This is a genomic window from Xanthomonas sp. JL1, from assembly GCF_038405005.1.
The window spans coordinates 1-16,481 of the sequence record NZ_JBBYGR010000036.1 but is presented as its reverse complement, the minus strand read 5'-3'; the positions used below and the strand labels follow the sequence as shown (position 1 = coordinate 16,481).

Genomic DNA, 16,481 nt, shown 5'->3' with positions numbered 1-16,481 from the left:
TGAAAAACCCGATGTCGTAGGAGCGCACCCGGGCGCGACGAAGCTTTCCCGGTAACGCCTCGTCGCGCCCGGGTGCGCTCCTACAGGTTGAGCACTATGCCCTGCGGGATCATGCGTCCAATGCACGCTCGATATCTGCGGCCAATGCTTCCGGCTTGGTCGTGGGCGCATAACGTTCCAGCACGCGGCCGTCGCGGCCGATCAGGAATTTGGTGAAATTCCACTTGATCGCCTCGGAGCCGAGCACGCCGCGTTGTTCGTGCTTGAGCCATTGCCACAGCGGATGCGCGCCGCTGCCGTTGACCTCGATTTTTTCGGCCAGCGGAAAATCCACTGCGTAGTCGAGCGAGCAAAATTGGCGGATCTGCGCCGCATCACCTGGCTCTTGATGCCCAAACTGATCGCACGGAAATCCGATGACTACCAGCCCGCGCTCGCGATAGCGTTGCCATAAGGCCTGCAAGCCGGCGTACTGCGGCGTAAAGCCGCATTTGGATGCCACATTCACCACCAGCAGCACCTTGCCGGCGTAGTCGCGCATCGTCTGCGTGCGACCCTCAAGGTCGGTGAATTCAAAGGTGGAGAGATCGCTCATGCCGGGCTCGCTTGTTCAGAGGAACGCCAGCGTAGCGCAGCTGTCGGAATGCAGCACTGCGGTCGTATCGCGTACTCGGCAGCGCGACCGCATTGCCGCGGCCATGCGGTCGCGGTCGCCCTCCCCCGTCGACCACATCCGCCAATTGGCTGCACTGCGACCTTGCAGCCATGCCGTTTGTCACACGCCTGTCCCGCGTGGCTGGATTAGCCTCGGCGGTTCGCACTTTGGAGCAACGCTCTTGACCACCCGTCTCGCTTTTGCCCTGGCCGCTTCCCTGGGACTCGCCATGCCGTCCTACAGCATCGCCGCACCCACCAGCACGCAGGCCGCTACCCAAGCCAACCCCTTCTTTGCCGACAGCACGCTGCCGCTGCATTACCCGCCGTTCGACAAGATCATCGACAGCGATTTCGCACCCGCCTTCGATGTCGGCATGGCCGAGCAATTGAAGGAAGTGGAAAAAATCGCCAACCAGAACGCCAAGCCGAGCTTCGACAACACCATCGTCGCGCTGGAAAAGAGCGGCAGCACGCTCGACCGCGCCACCACGGTATTCTTCAATCTGGTCGGTGCCGACACCAACGACGCACGCAAGAAGCTGCAGGCCGACTACTCGGCCAGGTTTGCAGCGCACCGCGATGCGATTTCGCTCAACGGCAAGCTGTTCGCGCGCATCCAGACCTTGTACGACCAACGCACCAAGCTGGGCCTGGATGCGCAAGGCGTGCGCCTGGTCGAGAAGTACGACAGCGACTTCGTGCGCGACGGCGCCAAGCTCTCCGACGCCGACAAGACCACGCTCAAGGCAATGAACGCCGAGCCGGCCAACCTGGGCACCACCTTCAGCCAGAACGTACTGGCAGAAGTGAATGCCACCGCGGTCGTGGTCGATGAGCTCAAGCAACTGGACGGCTTGTCGGAGGAGCAGATCGCCGCTGCCGCCGAAGCCGCCAAGGCACGCAACCTCGACGGCAAATACGTCATCGCGCTGCTCAATACCACCGGCCAACCGCCGCTGACTCAGCTGAAGAATCGCGAGCTGCGCAAGAAGATCTACAACGCTTCGGTGTCGCATGGCAGCCACGGCGGCCAGTACGACAACACCGCGCTGGTGGCGCGCATCATGAAGCTGCGTGCCGACAAGGCCAAGCTGCTCGGCTTCCCCACCTACGCAGTCTATCGGCTGGAAAACCAGACCGCCAAGACGCCCGAAGCGGTCAACGCGATGCTGGGCAAACTGGCGCCGGCTGCGGTGTCCAATGCCAAGCGCGAAGCCGCCGATCTGCAGGCCATGATCGACAAGGAACAAAAGGCCGCGCGCAAGCCGACCTTCAAGCTGGAAGCCTGGGATTGGGCCTACTACAGCGAGAAGGTGCGCCAGCCCAATTATAACTTCGACCAATCGCAGGTCAAGCCCTACTTCGAGTTGAAGAACGTGCTGGAAAACGGCGTTTTCTATGCAGCCAATCAGGAATACGGCCTGACCTTCAAGCAGCGTACCGACCTGCCGACCTAGCGCGACGACATCACCGTCTACGACATGTTCGACGCCGACGGCAAGCAGTTGGCGATCTTCATCGCCGACATGTATGCGCGCCAATCCAAGCGCGGTGGCGCATGGATGAACGCCTATGTGTCGCAGTCCGAGCTGACCGGATTCAAGCCGGTGGTGGCCAATCACCTCAACATCCCCAAACCGCCGGCCGGCCAGCCCACGCTGCTGACCTGGGACGAAGTGACCACCATGTTCCATGAGTTCGGGCATGCGTTGCACGGCATGTTCTCCGACGTCAAATACCCGTATTTCTCCGGCACCAGCGTGCCGCGCGACTTCGTCGAGTTTCCCTCGCAGGTCAACGAAATGTGGGCCGACGAACCATCCATCCTGAAGCACGACGCCAAGCATTATCAGAACGGCTCGCCGATGCCGCAGGCATTGCTGGACAAGGTGATTGCCACGTCCAAGTTCAACCAGGGCTTTGCCACCACCGAGTATCTGGGTGCGGCGATGCTGGATCAGAACTGGCATCAGGTCAGCGCCAACCAGGTGCCGGACGCCGCCGGCGTGATGGCCTTCGAAGCCAAGGCGCTGCAGCAGGACGGCATTGCCTATGCGCCGGTGCCGCAGCGCTACAAGACCCCGTATTTCAGCCACATCATGGGCGGTTACGCGGCAGGCTATTACGCCTACATCTGGTCGGAAGTGCTGGACGCCAACACCCAGCAGTGGTTCAAGCAGCACGGTGGCCTGAGCCGCGCCAATGGCGATCGTTTCCGCAAGACCCTGCTCTCGCGCGGCGGTAGCGTGGATGCAATGGAGCTGTTCCAGAACTTCGCCGGGCATGCGCCGCAGATCGAGCCGCTGCTCGAAAAGCGTGGCCTGACCGAGACAGCGGAAACGCCAAAACGCTAAGTGCACTCCGGCGGGCGATGACGCATCGTTCGCTCGTCTGCTATCGACGCGCGCTCCCCTTTCCCGCCTGTGGGAGACGGGCATCCAGCAGATACAACGGCATGTCCAGGCGATAACCGTCGCCGGCTCGCCCTTCGATGTCGAAACCGGCCGCACGCAGATTCTGGATGCGCTTCCGCATCGTTGCGCGTATGCGCCGCTCATTGCATGCAGCGCAGTACCCAAGTAGTCCCCGGTCGCATTTGATCGCAGATTTCGCCGATGCGAATTTCTGCTGCACACGGAAGGTACCGGAAGGGCAGATAGAGCGACGCCCGCAGTGATGCGTTGATGCGGCTTGTCGGCTTGGCCGGCACGTACGCGGCACTGCCAGCGGCGCAGGTGGGGATTGACACGCCCAGTGCGTTCCACTCCATGGCACATAAATCATTGCGCTCTATACAGACAACAACGGCGCCCGGTGATCCGGGCGCCGTTGAGCTGCCTCTGCACTCACTAGCGCGCATCTGCCTCGCGCGGACTCAGGTCAGGTTACTGCCCCTGGCCCGAAGCGCTGGCGTCGACGCCAGCACCGACCGAACCGCTGGCATTGCCCTGCCCATTCCCGGCCTGCATCGCACCAGACCCGGATGCACTGGCCCCACCCGACGCCCGCGCCGACGACGGGCTCAGGGTGGCATTGGCAGTGTGCGATGCGCTGCCGCCCGCTGCGCCACTGCCGCTCAGCGCCGGAGTGCTTAGCGTGCCGGCACGGCTGGAGGCAGCGGCTCCTTGGACCATCTGCATGCCAGCCGAGCCGGTCGCACGGGCGGCAGTCTGTGCGTTGCCGACAGCACTGTTCGCGCCGCTACGCGCCATCTGCGCGGTGTTACGCGCCGTTGCTACGCTGCTGGCGGCTGTCGTCTCGGTCATGGTCTTCGCACCCATGGCGGCATCGCCGGCCGCATCCTTCGTCGCCGAGGCGGCGGCGGCACCGCGCGCGGCGGTGCGCTGCGCCGCGCCACGCACATGCCGCGACTGCACATCGACGGCACGCTGCCCGTGTTCGAGCGTAGACCCTGCGTCCAGGGTGCCAGCGCCGGCCACGTTACCGCCAAGCGTCGCACCGCCCACCCCACCGACTGTGCCACCCACCGTCCCGGTGAGTCCGCCGGCACCGCCGAGTGCCTGCGCACCAGCCAGGCCGGGGCCCAGCGCCAATACCGCAACCATCACCGCACTGGAGATCAAGGTCTTGTTCTTCATCGCTATCTCCTCCTCTGCCGCAGCCAATCTGCGGCCTCACCCAACCATACGCACCGAACGCGAGCGTTCATCCCGGCATGACCGTGCGCAGACAGGAAGCATTCACCGCCCCGGCTCCCGCTGCAGCGGGAGCTCTTCGCCCAACACGCCATAGCCGTACACCGGGTCAACGCCGCTCGCCCCAAGATCGTGTGCGCGGCGTTGCAACTGTGCAAGCAGCGCAGCAGCGGCCTGCGGATCGGGCTGCGTCAGGGATTGCGCCGCGATGCGCGCCACCAACGGCGCAGCGAAAGAGGTTCCACGCTGCCGTTTCCACTGCCCTTGCGGCGCGGCGGCAATGAGGTCGCCGATCGCGGCAAAGGCGACCTGGGAACCGCGCCCGGCCTCCGGCAGGACACGCAGCCGCGCATCGACCGCGCTCACGCCGATCACACCGGGATAGGAGGCCGGATACAGCGGCGGAGCCGCCGGTCCATCATTGCCGACAGCCGCCACCAGCAAATGCCCGCGTGCCACCAAGGCGGCCACCGCGCGCGCCAGCAGCTTGTTCGGTTCACCGACCAGGCTGATATTGATCACCGCAACGTCTTGCTGCGCCATCCAGGCCAATGCAGCGACCAGTTCGACCGCTGCACCGTCGCCGGGTGCACCGCAATACAGATCGGCCGCATACACGGTGCGCGCGATGGGCCCATGCATGACCGCGCGTCCAGCCAACAGCGATGCCACCGCAGTGCCGTGGAGCTGAGCGGGCGCGCCTCCACCGCAGCCCCAGCGCTGGACCTGCACACCGGCCAGCGCAGGATGCGCCGGGTCGACACCGCTATCGATCAGTCCCACCCGAAACGCAGCCGCTGCATCGGCCTGAGCCGGAACCGGAGGCGCCTGGGCAGCAGATGCCTCGCCGGCCTGGGACTCGCTATAAAGGTGGTTATAGACATACTCGCCCTGCGGGTCGAGCTGGCGCAGCCGCTGCATCGCCTGTTGCGTTGCCAGACCTGGCGGCGCGCGCAACACCACCACGCGCAGGCCCAGCGCATCGAAGCGGCGTTGTTCTGCGACGACGAACCCGGCGCTCTGTGCTGCCTGCAAGGCCGCTGGACGCGGCGCCAATGCCACGATCTGACCACGCATCACGATCGCGCCATCGGCATCGCGATCCAGATCGCGCGGCCGCGCACGCACAAGCGCATCCAGGCGCATCCAGGCGCAGCCTGCGCAACTGCCGTAGATCGCCCTGCGCTTGCTGCAACACGCGATCCGGCGCAGCCGACAGCGGCGGTACGGTTTGCGTCACGTCGTTCGCCAGTCCCCCGACAGAGGGCAGCGCACGTTGCGCCGACACCGGCTGGCCGACGGCCAGCATTGCAAGCCAGCACCAGCGCATGCCGCGCATTTTCGCCATCGTCCACCCCACCATGGTTGCTTGTTGCACGCCATGCCACACTAATCACGCCTCGCAGACGCACCGTGAACGCTTTGCAGCGCGCGCGGAAGAAAACCACCTTGCCAGACGTATAGCTGATGAACGATCTTGATCCTGTGGTAACCGTCAGCGACGGCATCTGCGCACTGCTCCCGCGACTTAGGCGCTTCGCACGCGCGATTGCCGGCCATCCGGCCGATGCCGACGATCTGCTGCAGGTGGCGATCGAACGGGCGTTGCGTCATTGCGCGCAGTGGCGGCCGGAAACGCCGCTGCAATACTGGCTGTTTGGCATCATCCGTCATGCATGGCTCGATGAAGTGCGCGCGCAGCGGCGCAGACGCCAGCTGTTCGTCAGCGCCGCAGAAGGAGAACAGGTCGGCGACAGCCCGATGGAGCGCCAGCAGGAGTGGATGGCGGTACAGGCGGCAATGGCGCAGTTGCCCGACGAGCAACGGTGGCCGATCGCCTTGGTATTGATCGAAGGGTTGTCGTATCGGGACGCTGCAGCGGTCCTGGAAATCCCGATCGGCACCCTGACCAGTCGCCTGGCACGCGGCCGCGAAGCGCTACAGGCGTTATTAGAGGAAAAATCGTGAAGGACATCGACGAATCCACGCTGCTGGCCTACGCAGACGGCGCGTTGACACCCGACCAGGCCGGACGCGTCGAGGCCGTGCTCGCGGCAGATCCGCAGCGGGCCGCCGACGTGCGTCAGTTGCAGCAGGTCAAAGCGCGACTGCGTAACGGCTATGCATCGGTGCTCGAAGAACCCATCCCGGCGCACTTGCTGGATGCGGCGCGACAGCGCCCGCCGGCCTCACCACAGACGTCTGTCGTCACCGCCACTGCTCCCATCCAAGCGCCGGCGACGCGGCAGCACGCAACGCGGCGTTGGGCCGTGCCCACTTCCATCGCGGCCGCGCTGCTGATCGGCCTCTGGCTCTGGCAACGCCAGCCGGCGCAGCCCGCGCCGTCTGCCCTGCTGGCCGAGCAAGGACATGACGCCAGCGGTACACTTGCGCTGGCGCTGGACCGTCAGCTTTCCGGCGAGCAGCAGGGCAAGATTCGTATGGGCCTGAGTTTTCGCGCGCACGATGGACGCTATTGCCGAAGCTTTTCGCTGCAATCCAGCCACGCTGGATTGGCCTGTCGTCAGGGTGAGCGTTGGCGCATCGAAGCAGTTTCGCCACTGCAGCCGCAACGCAACGACAGCGAGTTGCGCATGGCCTCCAGCACACTGCCGGCCGCCTTGTTGGATGCCATCGATGCCCGCATCGACGGTCAGGCCCTAGACGCCGAAGGCGAGCGTAGTGCGCGCGCGCGCCACTGGCGTTGATCCGCGCGCCGAATGCACTCAGGCGCTGGCGCTTAGAGCACCGGCACTCGACCACGAACCCCACGACGGTGTTCGCACGGTACGGCAGTGCTCATTCGGAGATCGCGTCCACACCATCAAGCAGCTTCTTCAACAGCCTCTCCAAACGCACTTGCTCTGCCTCGCTCATGCTGGCCGTTTCTGCATTCACCAACGTGCAGACATCGGGCAACAGGCTTTCGATCAAGGCCAACCCCGCAGGCAGCAACGTCAATACGATTTTGCGTCGATCGTCCGGGCTACTCGAACGCGTAATCAGCCCCTTTTCGCACAGCTGATCGGTGAGCCTGGTAATGTTGGCCGGTTTTTCGCTGGCGGCTTCGGCTACCTCGGTCGGCGTAATCGCTTGCGCTGGTGTGCCATAAAGCATCATCAGAATCTCGTATTCCGGCGGGCTGATGCCATACGGCTTGAGCAGCGTGCAGCCATGCGTATGCAGTCGCTTGTAGATATGCTTGATCAGTCTCACCAGCACTGCCGGCTCCCGCGGGAACGCCGGATAACGGATGCAGGTGTGGTCCACGCGACTTGCGGTTGGATCGAAACTACTCATATCACCCGTTTGAATACATTACTGAATGGCCGGCCTATTCAATCACATCACGCGTGGCGCAACACCTCAGCGAGCGAAGAGATGTACATGTTCCGGTGCGACCCATGGTAATAATGTGGACGCAGCAACTTCTGCCGTTTGCATGTCATCCGAGTATGGGCCCACCTGATACGGCGGAAACACAAATCGCACGGCAGCGATCTGCCCGCTCGCATTCAACACCGGCACGAATTGTGCAAAATTATCCACTTTTGCTGCAGTACCCTCCGCAATCATGCGATCGCTCAATGCAACCTGTTCGGCCTGCTCTTCCACGGGCACGCGATCGGCTTGAACGCGCTGGGTCGCCGCAGCATGCAATTGCGCCGCCACCTCGCCACCGATCTTCTCCCAGCCTGCCGGGTCTGGAATCAGCGCCTGCGCGGTCAATTGCTTGCGCTCCTTGACCAACCACACAAAGCGCGCCATCAGCGGCTCGCCATGCGCGGCGCCGGTGTAACGGCTGCCGTTGGCAGAAATCACGATCAGGTCGGGGGTCTGCAAAACGGTCTCGAACGCCAGTGACAGCTCATACGGCGCGGCTGGCTTGTCGTTGCCCAGGCCGGACACGGCCTGCATCAGTTCGGCGCGCGCATCCTGCGCATAGCCGCGAAGGAGCGCCGTGAGTTCCGGATACGCATCCAGCCCGTGCGGATAGCTGATGCCAATCATGTAGGCGGGCGCATGTTCGATCACATCTTGCAGCGGACCGCTCTCTACGACGATCGGCTCTGCAGGCGGCGCTGTGGCGGCTGCAGGCTCGCTTGGCTCTGCAGTTGTCGGTTCGCGCTGCGTACACCCTGCCAACACGGCCAGCACCAACAAGCCCCGCACTGCCTTCACTCCAAGCAACCGCCCCATTATCGCCCGCTCCCCTGATCAATAGTATTACGAAAAGACGCTTCTGCTGGTCAAGCCAGCAGATCCTGAAATTGCGGATGTTGCCGCACGTAGGCATCGGCATAGCTGCAGGCCGGCACCACTTTCAGACCGCTTTGGCGTGCATAGTCCAGAGCAGCCGCCACCAGGACTGCCGCGATACCGCGTCCGCCGATGGCGTCGGGCACCTGCGTGTGGGTGATGGTCATGATCTCACCCTCGCGGCGATACGCCAGCTCGGCGCGATGTCCATCGGTGCCTATATTGAAACGCTGCCCGGCCAGATCGTGCTCTGCGTGCACTGTCGACATCTCTCTCATTGCCTGCGCCAAGCAGGAAGCGATCATCAGTGTGACCAGCGCGATACCGCGCCTGCGTGAAAGTGAATCGATGCTGTGATCGGTGGCGAAGCGTGTAGAAAACACGCTCAAGTTCGCTCGGAGGGCGCCGATAGCTGGCCTGAAGGCAATGGCTGCAACCGGTCTGCGAAAGCCGCCAACGTCTTCGCCTATATAACAAGGAGCCACCGCATGAACCACGATTCGGCCGAACACAGCGCAGACAGCGATAGCTCGTTGCTGGAAAACTTGCTGCAGTTCGCCCTCAAAGGCGATACCCACAATCCGGATTTCACACAGCTCAACGATACCGTGTACGAGCGCCTGCAGCAGGCCTATGGCGTGGCGTCCAGCGCGGACCAGAAACGCAACGCGGCCTGAGCTGGCGTCGCTGCGCAGTGGCGGTCTCGTCCGCTGCGCAGTCGTCGATCATGGAGTAAACCGCCGCCGGCTGCGTACCGACGGCCTGCCTGTAGCAGGATCAAGTGAGAGATGTCAGCCAGTTTAGGCATCGCTGCACCTGACCCGTGACTGCGCCCCCCCCTCTTACAGGTCGCCGTCATTTGCCAAGCCCATGCCACCATCGCGCGTCAGCGCCGGCTCGGTCTTGGCAAGCACGCTCCCTATCCGTTTCCCGCAACGACCAAGTCCATTCGACGCTGCTGCCGTCGAGCGGCACGCTGCGCTTGCTGCAATCACCGTTGGCACTTCGCGACGCCTGAGAAAGGCTCGCTATGAACAGACGACTGCAGTAGGCCAGCGACCTCACGCCAGCGCGACCATCTTGCCAGCCCCGCTCAGCCGAAGCGCGGATTGGACAGCTGTTCCAGAAACACCTGCCACACGCGCGGCTCCATGATCAGCATGAACATCACACCGAACGCGGCACCGGCCAGATGCGCGCTGTGGTTGATGCGATCGCCGCCACAGCGGTCCATCCACAGGCTGTAGCCGACGTAGAACACCGCATAGATGATCGCCGGTGCCGGAATGAACAGCACCAGGATGATCGTCCATGGCTGCAGCAGGATGAAGGCGAACAACACCGCCGAGACCGCGCCGGATGCGCCCAGGCTGAGGTAATTCGGATTCTTCTGATTCTTCAGGTAGCTCGGCAGGATCGAGACCGCCAGTGCAGCCAGATAGAACAACGGATAGGTCAGCACGCTGCCGGTGAGCTGAGCCATCACGCTCTCGATCACCCGGCCGAAGAAAAACAGCGTCACCATGTTGAAGACCAGGTGCCCCAGGTCGGCATGGATGAAGCCGTAGGTCACCAGCCGGTCGTATTGCTTGTGCTTGTCCACCGCCGGCGGCCACAGGATCAGCCGGTCGCTCAACTTCCGGTTGTTGAACGCCATCCAAGAGACGATGCCGGTGATGGCGATCAGGATCAGGGTAATCATGCAGACCTCAGGCAGTACGGTAATTGTCGACCAGGCGACACCGGCGCGCGTACAGGCCGAAGGCCAGGGCCGCCAGGAACGCAAAAGCCGCGAAGAAGAACATCAAGAATGCCGCGTCGCTGAGCCCAGTATCGGCGATATGCGCGGTCACCGTCGCGTTGCGCACCGCAACGTTCGATAGCAGCACCCACAGCATGCGGGTCCTTCGGCGGCAGCGGCACCAGCACATAGCGCTTGCGCCCCGGCCAGAACACCAGCGTGGCCACCAACATCAGGATGCCGGGAATGCCGAATGCCCAGGCCGGGCCAAGACTCTTCAGCGCCGGCGCAATCAACAGCGAAGCGAACAACGCGCCGAAATTGATGATCCAATAAAAGGCGTCGAACACCAGCTTGGCCAGATGTTTGTTGGACTGGTCGAACTGGTCGCCCACGAACGAAGCCACCAGCGGTTTGATGCCGCCCGCGCCGAGCGCGATCAGGCCCAGGCCAAGGAAGAACCCGTCGCGGCTGCCTTCGAACAGCGCAAGGCAGGCATGCGCGGCGCAAGAAACCAAACTGAACCACAAAATGGTGTTGTAGTTGCCCAAAAAGCGGTCGGCCAGCCAGCCGCCCGGCAGCGGGAAGAAATGCACCCCGATCATGAAACTGTGCAGGATGTGCTTGGCCTCGGCTTCGCGCCCGGGGCCGCTGATCTCCTGCAGCAACAGCCAGGTGATCAGGAACTGCACCAGGATGTTGCGCATGCCGTAGAAGCTGAAACGCTCGCAGGCATCGTTGCCGATGATGAAAGGAATCTGGCGCGGCAGCCGCGCGCCGGCACAAGCGCCTGGCGAGATGGAGGTGGTCAAAGGCAGTCCGGTCGTGCTGAAGACAGGCCCTAATCGTACCGGCGGGCGCACGCATGCCGCCATTGCCCGCCCGAACTGCCACGCACGGGCGCTGAGCGGATGCGGCTGGCAGACGTTATTCCCAAGGGCGACGAGGTCGCGCAGGTTGGCTGGGGCCGACGTTGCGCGGGCTGCGCGTTGTTTGCTCCCGCCTCGCATGCTGATTACGTGGTCGGCAAAAACCCAGTGCCGTGTTCGGTTTGAACCCGCACGTGGCAGGGATTGCGACAAGGCCATGATGCAGTGCAGATTGGCCTTGCACGCTGGCTCGGCTACGTTGCAGATATTTTCCTGGAACACTGGACAGCTGGATGCCCCGTTTCACCCGCCTGGCCCTGCGCCTGTTGCTGCTGACGTCCACCTCTGCCGCCCTGGCTGCCACGCCCCTGAGTACGCAGGCAGAGCGCAGCGGCTTCGTGCAGACCGGGCGCTACGATGAAGTCATTGCGCTGTGCGATGCGTTTGCGCAGCGCTCCCCCCAGGCGGTGCGTTGCATCCAGTTCGGCACCACGCCGGAAGGCCGGCCGATGAAGGCCTTGGTCGCCTCCACCAGTGGCGCGCTCGACGCCCAATCGGCCGCGCAGCAAAAACTGCCGGTGGTGTTGATCCAGGGCGGCCTCCATGCCGGCGAGATCAATGGCAAGGACGCGGGCTTTCTGGCACTGCGCGAGCTGCTCGACGGCAAGGCCGGCAAAGGCGTGCTCGACAAGCTGGTGTGGGTGTTCGTGCCGGTGTTCACCGTCGATGGGCATGAGCGCTGCGGTGCGTGGAACCGCCCCACTCAACGCGGCACCGAGCAGATGGGCTGGCGCACCACCGCACAGAACTTCAATCTCAATCGCGACGACGTCAAGGCCGACGCGCCGGAAATGCAGGCGATGTTGCAACTGGTGCAGCAGTGGGACCCGCTGATGTACGTGGACCTGCACGTCACCGATGGTGCCAAGTTCGAGCACGACGTGCCGGTGCAGGTGGAACCAGCGCATGCCGGCGATGCGACCTTGCAGCGCGATGGCACCCGCTGGCGCGACGCGGTGCTTGCCGATCTGAAAAAACAGGGCTCGCTGCCGCTGCCGTATGACCCGTCGTTCGTGCACGAAGACGACCCTGGCTCCGGCTTTGCACACGATGTGTCGCCGCCGCGTTTTTCGCACGGCTATTTCCTGCTGCGCAACCGCTTCGGCATGTTGGTGGAAACGCATTCGTGGAAGGATTACCCCACGCGCGTGCGAGTCACCCGCAATGCCATCGTCTCGGTGCTGCAGCAGGCTGCACGCAACGACGCGCAGTGGCGCACCGACGCAGTGGTTGCCGATCAACGCGCCACGCACCTGGCTGGCACGTCCGAGCCGTTGAGTTTTGCGGCCGGCCCGCAAGCGCGCACGGTCGCGTTTCGTGGCTACGCGTATACGCGCACGCCGTCGCCGATTTCCGGCGCGCTGATGACGCGCTACGACGAGAGCAAACCGCAAATCTGGAAGGTACCCCTGCGCGACCAGATCAAGCCCGATGTGGTGGTGGATGCCCCGCGCGGTGGCTATCTCGTGCCGGCGGCGCAAGCCGCCTTGGTAAGCGAAAAACTGCGCCTGCATGGCATCGCGTTTCAGACGATCGGCAATGCAGCGGAGCGCCCGGTGCAGACCGTCCGCGCCGATACCGTCACGTTCGCGGCACGCTCCAACGAAAGCCATCAGACCGTCAAACTTAGCGGCCAGAGGCGCGATGAAACCCGCACCGTGCCGGCTGGCTCGTTGTTCGTACCGATCGCGCAACCCAAGGCACGTCTGGTAATGGCGATGCTGGAACCGCAGGCACCGGATTCGCTGCTGCAGTGGGGCTTTTTCACTACCGCGTTCGAGCGTAAGGAATACATGGAAGCCTATGTCGCCGAAGAAGTGGCGCGCGACATGCTTGCCAAAGATGACGCATTGAAGGCGCAGTTCGAACAGCGCATCGCCAGCGATTCGGACTTTGCCAAGAATCCGCAGGCACGCCTGGAATTCTTCGCCAAGCGCCATGCATCGTGGGATGAGCGCTACCAGCTCTATCCGTTACTCCGCACCGCGCAGACCGACTTCGCGCCCAGTTGATCAGCCATTTCGGTGCCCCTCTGATTCGTTATGACCCAGCACTACAAGGACACGCCGTGCCGCAGCTTGATATGAAAACCTTTACACGCCGCCAACATCGCCCTCGTCCGTTGATTCTGGCGGTGGGCTTGGGTCTCGGCATCGCTTTGACTGCACCACTGGCAGCCGCGCAAAACGCGCCGTCCTCCCAGCCGTGGAGGGACACCGCATTGACTGCGGACCAGCGCGCCGACCGCTTGCTGGCGCAAATGACCGAAGACGAAAAATTCCAGATGCTGCGCAGCTATTTGGGCCTGGGCACCGACAAGATTCCCAAGCCTGCAGGCGCGCTGGGTTCGGCTGGCTACGTGCCCGGTATCGCAAGGCTGGGCATCCCCGCGCAGCAGCTGGCCGATGCCGGCGTGGGCGTGACCAACCCCGGCGGCATCCGCAAGGGCGACTACGCCACCGCAATGCCATCGGTTCTGTCGACCGCATCGAGCTGGAACCGGCAATTGGCGTATGCCGGTGGCAAGACCATGGGCCGCGAATCCTGGCAGCAGGGCTTCAACGTATTGCTCGCCGGCAGCGTCAATCTGCAGCGCGACCCGCGTAACGGACGCAATTTCGAATACGCGGGTGAAGATCCGTTGTTGGCCGGCACCATGGTCGGTGAATCGATTCGCGGCGTGCAAAGCGAACATGTGCTGTCGACAATGAAGCACTTCGCGCTCAACGACATGGAGACACGGCGCAACTTCCATAGCGCCCAGATCGGCGAGCAGGCGATGCACGAATCGGACCTGCTGGCCTTCGAGATCGCGCTGAAGATCGGCGACCCGGCCTCGGTGATGTGTTCGTACAACAAGATCAATGGCGTCTACGGCTGCGAGCACGATTACCTGCTCAACCAGGTGCTCAAACAGGAATGGAAATACCCCGGCTATGTAATGTCCGATTGGGGCGGCGTACACAGCGGCTCCAAGGCGGCGCTGGCGGGTCTGGATCAAGAATCGGCAGGCGAAGTGTTCGACGTGGCGGTGTTCTTCGATGCACCGTTGCGCATGGCGGTGTCTGCCGGCGTGGTGCCACGCGCGCGCTTCGACGATATGGTCAAACGCATCCTGCGCAGCCTGTTCGCGCATGGCGCGTTCGATTACCCGACCCAGCGCCAACCCATCGATGGCAAGGCCGGTCTGTTGGCTGCGCAGCATGTGGCCGAAGCAGGCAGCGTCTTGCTGCGCAACGAGCAGGCCATGTTGCCGGTGTCCCAGGACGTGCGCCGCATTGCCGTGATCGGCGGCTACGCCGACAAGGGCGTGATGTCCGGTGGCGGCTCCTCGCGCGTGGACGTCACCATCAACGGCGGCAACGCGGTGCCCGGCATCACCCCGACCACCTGGCCCGGCCCGGTGATCATCCACCCGTCCTCGCCGCTGCAGGCGCTGCGCGCGGCATTGCCGAACGCGCAGATCGATTACGTCGACGGCAAAGATCGCGCCGCTGCCGCACGCGCCGCCAAGGCGGCCGACGTGGCGATCGTGTTCGCCACCCAATGGGCCACCGAATCGGTGGACCTGCCGGATATGCGCTTGCCCGACAACCAGGACGCGCTGATCGAAGCGGTGGCCAAAGCCAACCCCAAAACCACCGTGGTACTGGAAACCAACGGGCCGGTGCGCATGCCGTGGGCCGAGCGCGTGCCGGCGGTGTTGCAAGCGTGGTATCCGGGCATCGGTGGCGGCGAGGCGATCGCCAATCTGCTGACCGGCACGGTGAATCCTTCCGGCCACTTGCCGGTGACCTGGCCGGTGGACGAATCGCAGCTGCCGCGCCCCTCGATTCCGGGCCTGGGCTTCAAACCGGCCAAGCCGGGCGAAGACACCATCGACTACGCCATCGAAGGCGCCAACGTCGGTTACAAGTGGTTCGCCGCGCACAAGCTGACCCCGCGTTATCCGTTCGGCCATGGCCTGTCGTACACGCAGTTCCGCATGGATGGACTGCGCGTGGAGGCGAACGGCAGCCAGCTCACCGCCAGCTTCGAAGTGGAAAATATCGGCCAGCGCGAAGGCGCCGCCGTGCCACAGCTCTACGTCACCCTGCCCGACGGCCACGCCACCCCGCTGCGGCTGATCGGCTGGCAGAAGCTCACGCTCAAGCCGGGCGAAAAGCGTAGCGTGCAGGTAGTAGCCGAGCCAAAGACGTTGGCCGACTTCGACGCCCAGGCACGTCGCTGGACGATTGCGGCGGGCACTTATCGCGTGCAACTGGCGCGCTCGGCGAGCGAACCCGTGCAGAGCGCAGCGGTCACGCTGCAAGCCGCGCAGTTGCCGTGAGCGTAGTGGGCGCATGCACTGAAGCGTGCGTGCGCCAGCTCGGGCTGGTTCGGTTGCCATGCGGCGCACGTCGCCAGGAAAAAATGTGGCGGATGCGTTGACAGTCTTGCGCGCAGCTTGCACAATTCGCCCACTGAGTCGCCCAGGTGGCGGAATTGGTAGACGCACTAGCTTCAGGTGCTAGCGGGGGCAACTTCGTGGAGGTTCGAGTCCTCTCCTGGGCACCACGACTCACGGTAGATCGTAAAAAACCTCGCTTCGGCGGGGTTTTTTTGCGTTTGGGCGGGTGCCTGATAGATCGCTTGCTGTCGCAAGCGCTGTCCGGAGGCAAATCGGCGAGCACATCCCCTGGTTTGACGACGACGCGCCCAAAGCCGGCGAGCAACACGCTGCTCCGCCTCTGAGCACGATGATCCGCAAGCAGCGCACACGTAACGGAGTGTTGGCTGCGGCTTGCAGGTAGCGCGTAGCCTCAGCGCGATCCAGTCACGTACCGTGCGATGCAGTGACCTTCGACACGCGTGGCCGGTCGCCACCAAGGGTGAGGATGACGCGTCGCCCATCAAGGCACTCCGCCCATGCGTCGCCCGTTGCAGCTGCCCGCGGCCATCGCGCACGCCACGTCGACGGCGCTTGCGGCGGCGTTTGCGTAGATGCATGAACAACTGACCACCGCGCTTCTGATCGGCGTCGATGTGCCGATAGATCCATGCGTGACTGGCCAAGCCGGTGCGACCGGCGATCTGTTCGGGACTGACGTCCTCCCTCAGCAGAACCTCGATCTGGCCGATACGCTCGGCGCGAATGCGTGGACGCCGGCTGGCCTGTGTGCGCCGATGGGCGCTGATGCGCTGCGCGTGATCGGGCTGGTACCGCGCAGCGTGCTGATTGCGGCGCAGCTCACGACT

At 63.8% G+C, this 16,481-nt stretch carries 12 protein-coding genes, 1 tRNA gene and 4 pseudogenes; 7 read left to right on the top strand and 10 right to left on the bottom strand.

Going from position 1 to position 16,481, the window contains the following annotated elements:
* Positions 1-109: 109 nt before the first annotated feature.
* Positions 110-595: a glutathione peroxidase gene (locus WJW29_RS07660; RefSeq protein ID WP_011259009.1), complete on the bottom strand. Its 486-nt coding sequence runs from the start codon at positions 593-595 to the stop codon at positions 110-112.
* A gap of 241 nt (positions 596-836) precedes the next feature.
* Here WJW29_RS07660 and WJW29_RS07655 point away from each other — a divergent pair.
* Positions 837-3,011: pseudogene (locus tag WJW29_RS07655) on the top strand (M3 family metallopeptidase).
* A 61-nt stretch (positions 3,012-3,072) separates the two neighbouring features.
* Here the strand turns inward: WJW29_RS07655 and WJW29_RS07650 are convergent.
* The 3 genes and pseudogenes from WJW29_RS07650 to WJW29_RS07640 form a co-directional block, all read right to left on the bottom strand.
* Positions 3,073-3,201: pseudogene (locus tag WJW29_RS07650) on the bottom strand (HTH domain-containing protein); the annotation flags it as partial.
* Between the two features lie 341 nt (positions 3,202-3,542).
* Entirely contained in the window at positions 3,543-4,256 is a 714-nt protein-coding gene (locus tag WJW29_RS07645; RefSeq protein ID WP_011259011.1) for a hypothetical protein, read from the bottom strand.
* Between the two features lie 102 nt (positions 4,257-4,358).
* The gene (locus tag WJW29_RS07640; RefSeq protein WP_241762125.1) at positions 4,359-5,441 is read right to left on the bottom strand and encodes a S8 family serine peptidase; all 1,083 of its coding nucleotides are present in this window, start codon (positions 5,439-5,441) and stop codon (positions 4,359-4,361) included.
* 339 nt (positions 5,442-5,780) lie between these two features.
* Here WJW29_RS07640 and WJW29_RS07635 point away from each other — a divergent pair, with 339 nt between their 5' ends.
* A complete protein-coding gene (locus WJW29_RS07635) occupies positions 5,781-6,281 on the top strand; it encodes an RNA polymerase sigma factor (RefSeq protein WP_011259013.1) in 501 nt (166 codons plus the stop codon).
* Positions 6,278-7,021 (top strand): hypothetical protein, encoded by a 744-nt coding sequence (locus tag WJW29_RS07630; RefSeq protein ID WP_228329615.1) that lies wholly within the window; start codon positions 6,278-6,280, stop codon positions 7,019-7,021. The genes WJW29_RS07635 and WJW29_RS07630 overlap by 4 nt, the downstream gene beginning before the upstream one ends.
* A gap of 91 nt (positions 7,022-7,112) precedes the next feature.
* On the opposite strand, the gene WJW29_RS07625 is transcribed toward WJW29_RS07630, so the two are convergent.
* From WJW29_RS07625 to WJW29_RS07615, 3 genes are all read right to left on the bottom strand, one after another.
* On the bottom strand, positions 7,113-7,613 hold the full coding sequence (locus tag WJW29_RS07625) for a MarR family transcriptional regulator (RefSeq protein ID WP_011259015.1): 501 nt from the start codon (positions 7,611-7,613) through the stop codon (positions 7,113-7,115).
* 66 nt (positions 7,614-7,679) lie between these two features.
* Entirely contained in the window at positions 7,680-8,513 is an 834-nt protein-coding gene (locus WJW29_RS07620; protein ID WP_011259016.1) for a hypothetical protein, read from the bottom strand.
* Positions 8,514-8,563: 50 nt separating this feature from the next.
* Complete coding sequence (locus WJW29_RS07615) at positions 8,564-8,878, bottom strand: GNAT family N-acetyltransferase (RefSeq protein ID WP_011408556.1); 315 nt, start codon at positions 8,876-8,878, stop codon at positions 8,564-8,566.
* 183 nt (positions 8,879-9,061) lie between these two features.
* Here WJW29_RS07615 and WJW29_RS07610 point away from each other — a divergent pair, with 183 nt between their 5' ends.
* Positions 9,062-9,250, top strand: a complete 189-nt coding sequence (locus tag WJW29_RS07610; protein WP_011259018.1) for a hypothetical protein — start codon at positions 9,062-9,064, stop codon at positions 9,248-9,250.
* A gap of 416 nt (positions 9,251-9,666) precedes the next feature.
* Here the strand turns inward: WJW29_RS07610 and WJW29_RS07605 are convergent, their stop codons facing one another.
* Complete coding sequence (locus WJW29_RS07605) at positions 9,667-10,275, bottom strand: rhomboid family intramembrane serine protease (protein ID WP_012444859.1); 609 nt, start codon at positions 10,273-10,275, stop codon at positions 9,667-9,669.
* A 7-nt stretch (positions 10,276-10,282) separates the two neighbouring features.
* Positions 10,283-11,126: pseudogene (locus WJW29_RS07600) on the bottom strand (MFS transporter).
* 350 nt (positions 11,127-11,476) lie between these two features.
* Here WJW29_RS07600 and WJW29_RS07595 point away from each other — a divergent pair.
* The 3 genes from WJW29_RS07595 to WJW29_RS07585 all read left to right on the top strand — a co-directional run bounded on the left by WJW29_RS07595 (position 11,477) and on the right by WJW29_RS07585 (position 15,800).
* Complete coding sequence (locus WJW29_RS07595) at positions 11,477-13,255, top strand: M14 family metallopeptidase (RefSeq protein WP_011259021.1); 1,779 nt, start codon at positions 11,477-11,479, stop codon at positions 13,253-13,255.
* Positions 13,256-13,383: 128 nt separating this feature from the next.
* Positions 13,384-15,573: a glycoside hydrolase family 3 C-terminal domain-containing protein gene (locus tag WJW29_RS07590; RefSeq protein WP_041182436.1), complete on the top strand. Its 2,190-nt coding sequence runs from the start codon at positions 13,384-13,386 to the stop codon at positions 15,571-15,573.
* A 140-nt stretch (positions 15,574-15,713) separates the two neighbouring features.
* Positions 15,714-15,800 (top strand) — tRNA-Leu (locus WJW29_RS07585).
* Between the two features lie 342 nt (positions 15,801-16,142).
* Here the strand turns inward: WJW29_RS07585 and WJW29_RS07580 are convergent.
* Positions 16,143-16,481 (bottom strand): annotated as a pseudogene (locus WJW29_RS07580) (IS30 family transposase); the annotation flags it as partial.

Bases quoted from the DNA above. Each gene is read 5' to 3' on its own strand.
- WJW29_RS07660 (WP_011259009.1), bottom strand. From the start codon at position 595: ATGAGCGATCTCTCCACCTTTGAATTCACCGACCTTGAGGGTCGCACG.
- WJW29_RS07645 (WP_011259011.1), bottom strand. From the start codon at position 4,256: ATGAAGAACAAGACCTTGATCTCCAGTGCGGTGATGGTTGCGGTATTG.
- WJW29_RS07635 (WP_011259013.1), top strand. From the start codon at position 5,781: ATGAACGATCTTGATCCTGTGGTAACCGTCAGCGACGGCATCTGCGCA.
- WJW29_RS07625 (WP_011259015.1), bottom strand. From the start codon at position 7,613: ATGAGTAGTTTCGATCCAACCGCAAGTCGCGTGGACCACACCTGCATC.
- WJW29_RS07620 (WP_011259016.1), bottom strand. From the start codon at position 8,513: ATGGGGCGGTTGCTTGGAGTGAAGGCAGTGCGGGGCTTGTTGGTGCTG.
- WJW29_RS07615 (WP_011408556.1), bottom strand. From the start codon at position 8,878: ATGATCGCTTCCTGCTTGGCGCAGGCAATGAGAGAGATGTCGACAGTG.
- WJW29_RS07610 (WP_011259018.1), top strand. From the start codon at position 9,062: ATGAACCACGATTCGGCCGAACACAGCGCAGACAGCGATAGCTCGTTG.
- WJW29_RS07605 (WP_012444859.1), bottom strand. From the start codon at position 10,275: ATGATTACCCTGATCCTGATCGCCATCACCGGCATCGTCTCTTGGATG.
- WJW29_RS07595 (WP_011259021.1), top strand. From the start codon at position 11,477: ATGCCCCGTTTCACCCGCCTGGCCCTGCGCCTGTTGCTGCTGACGTCC.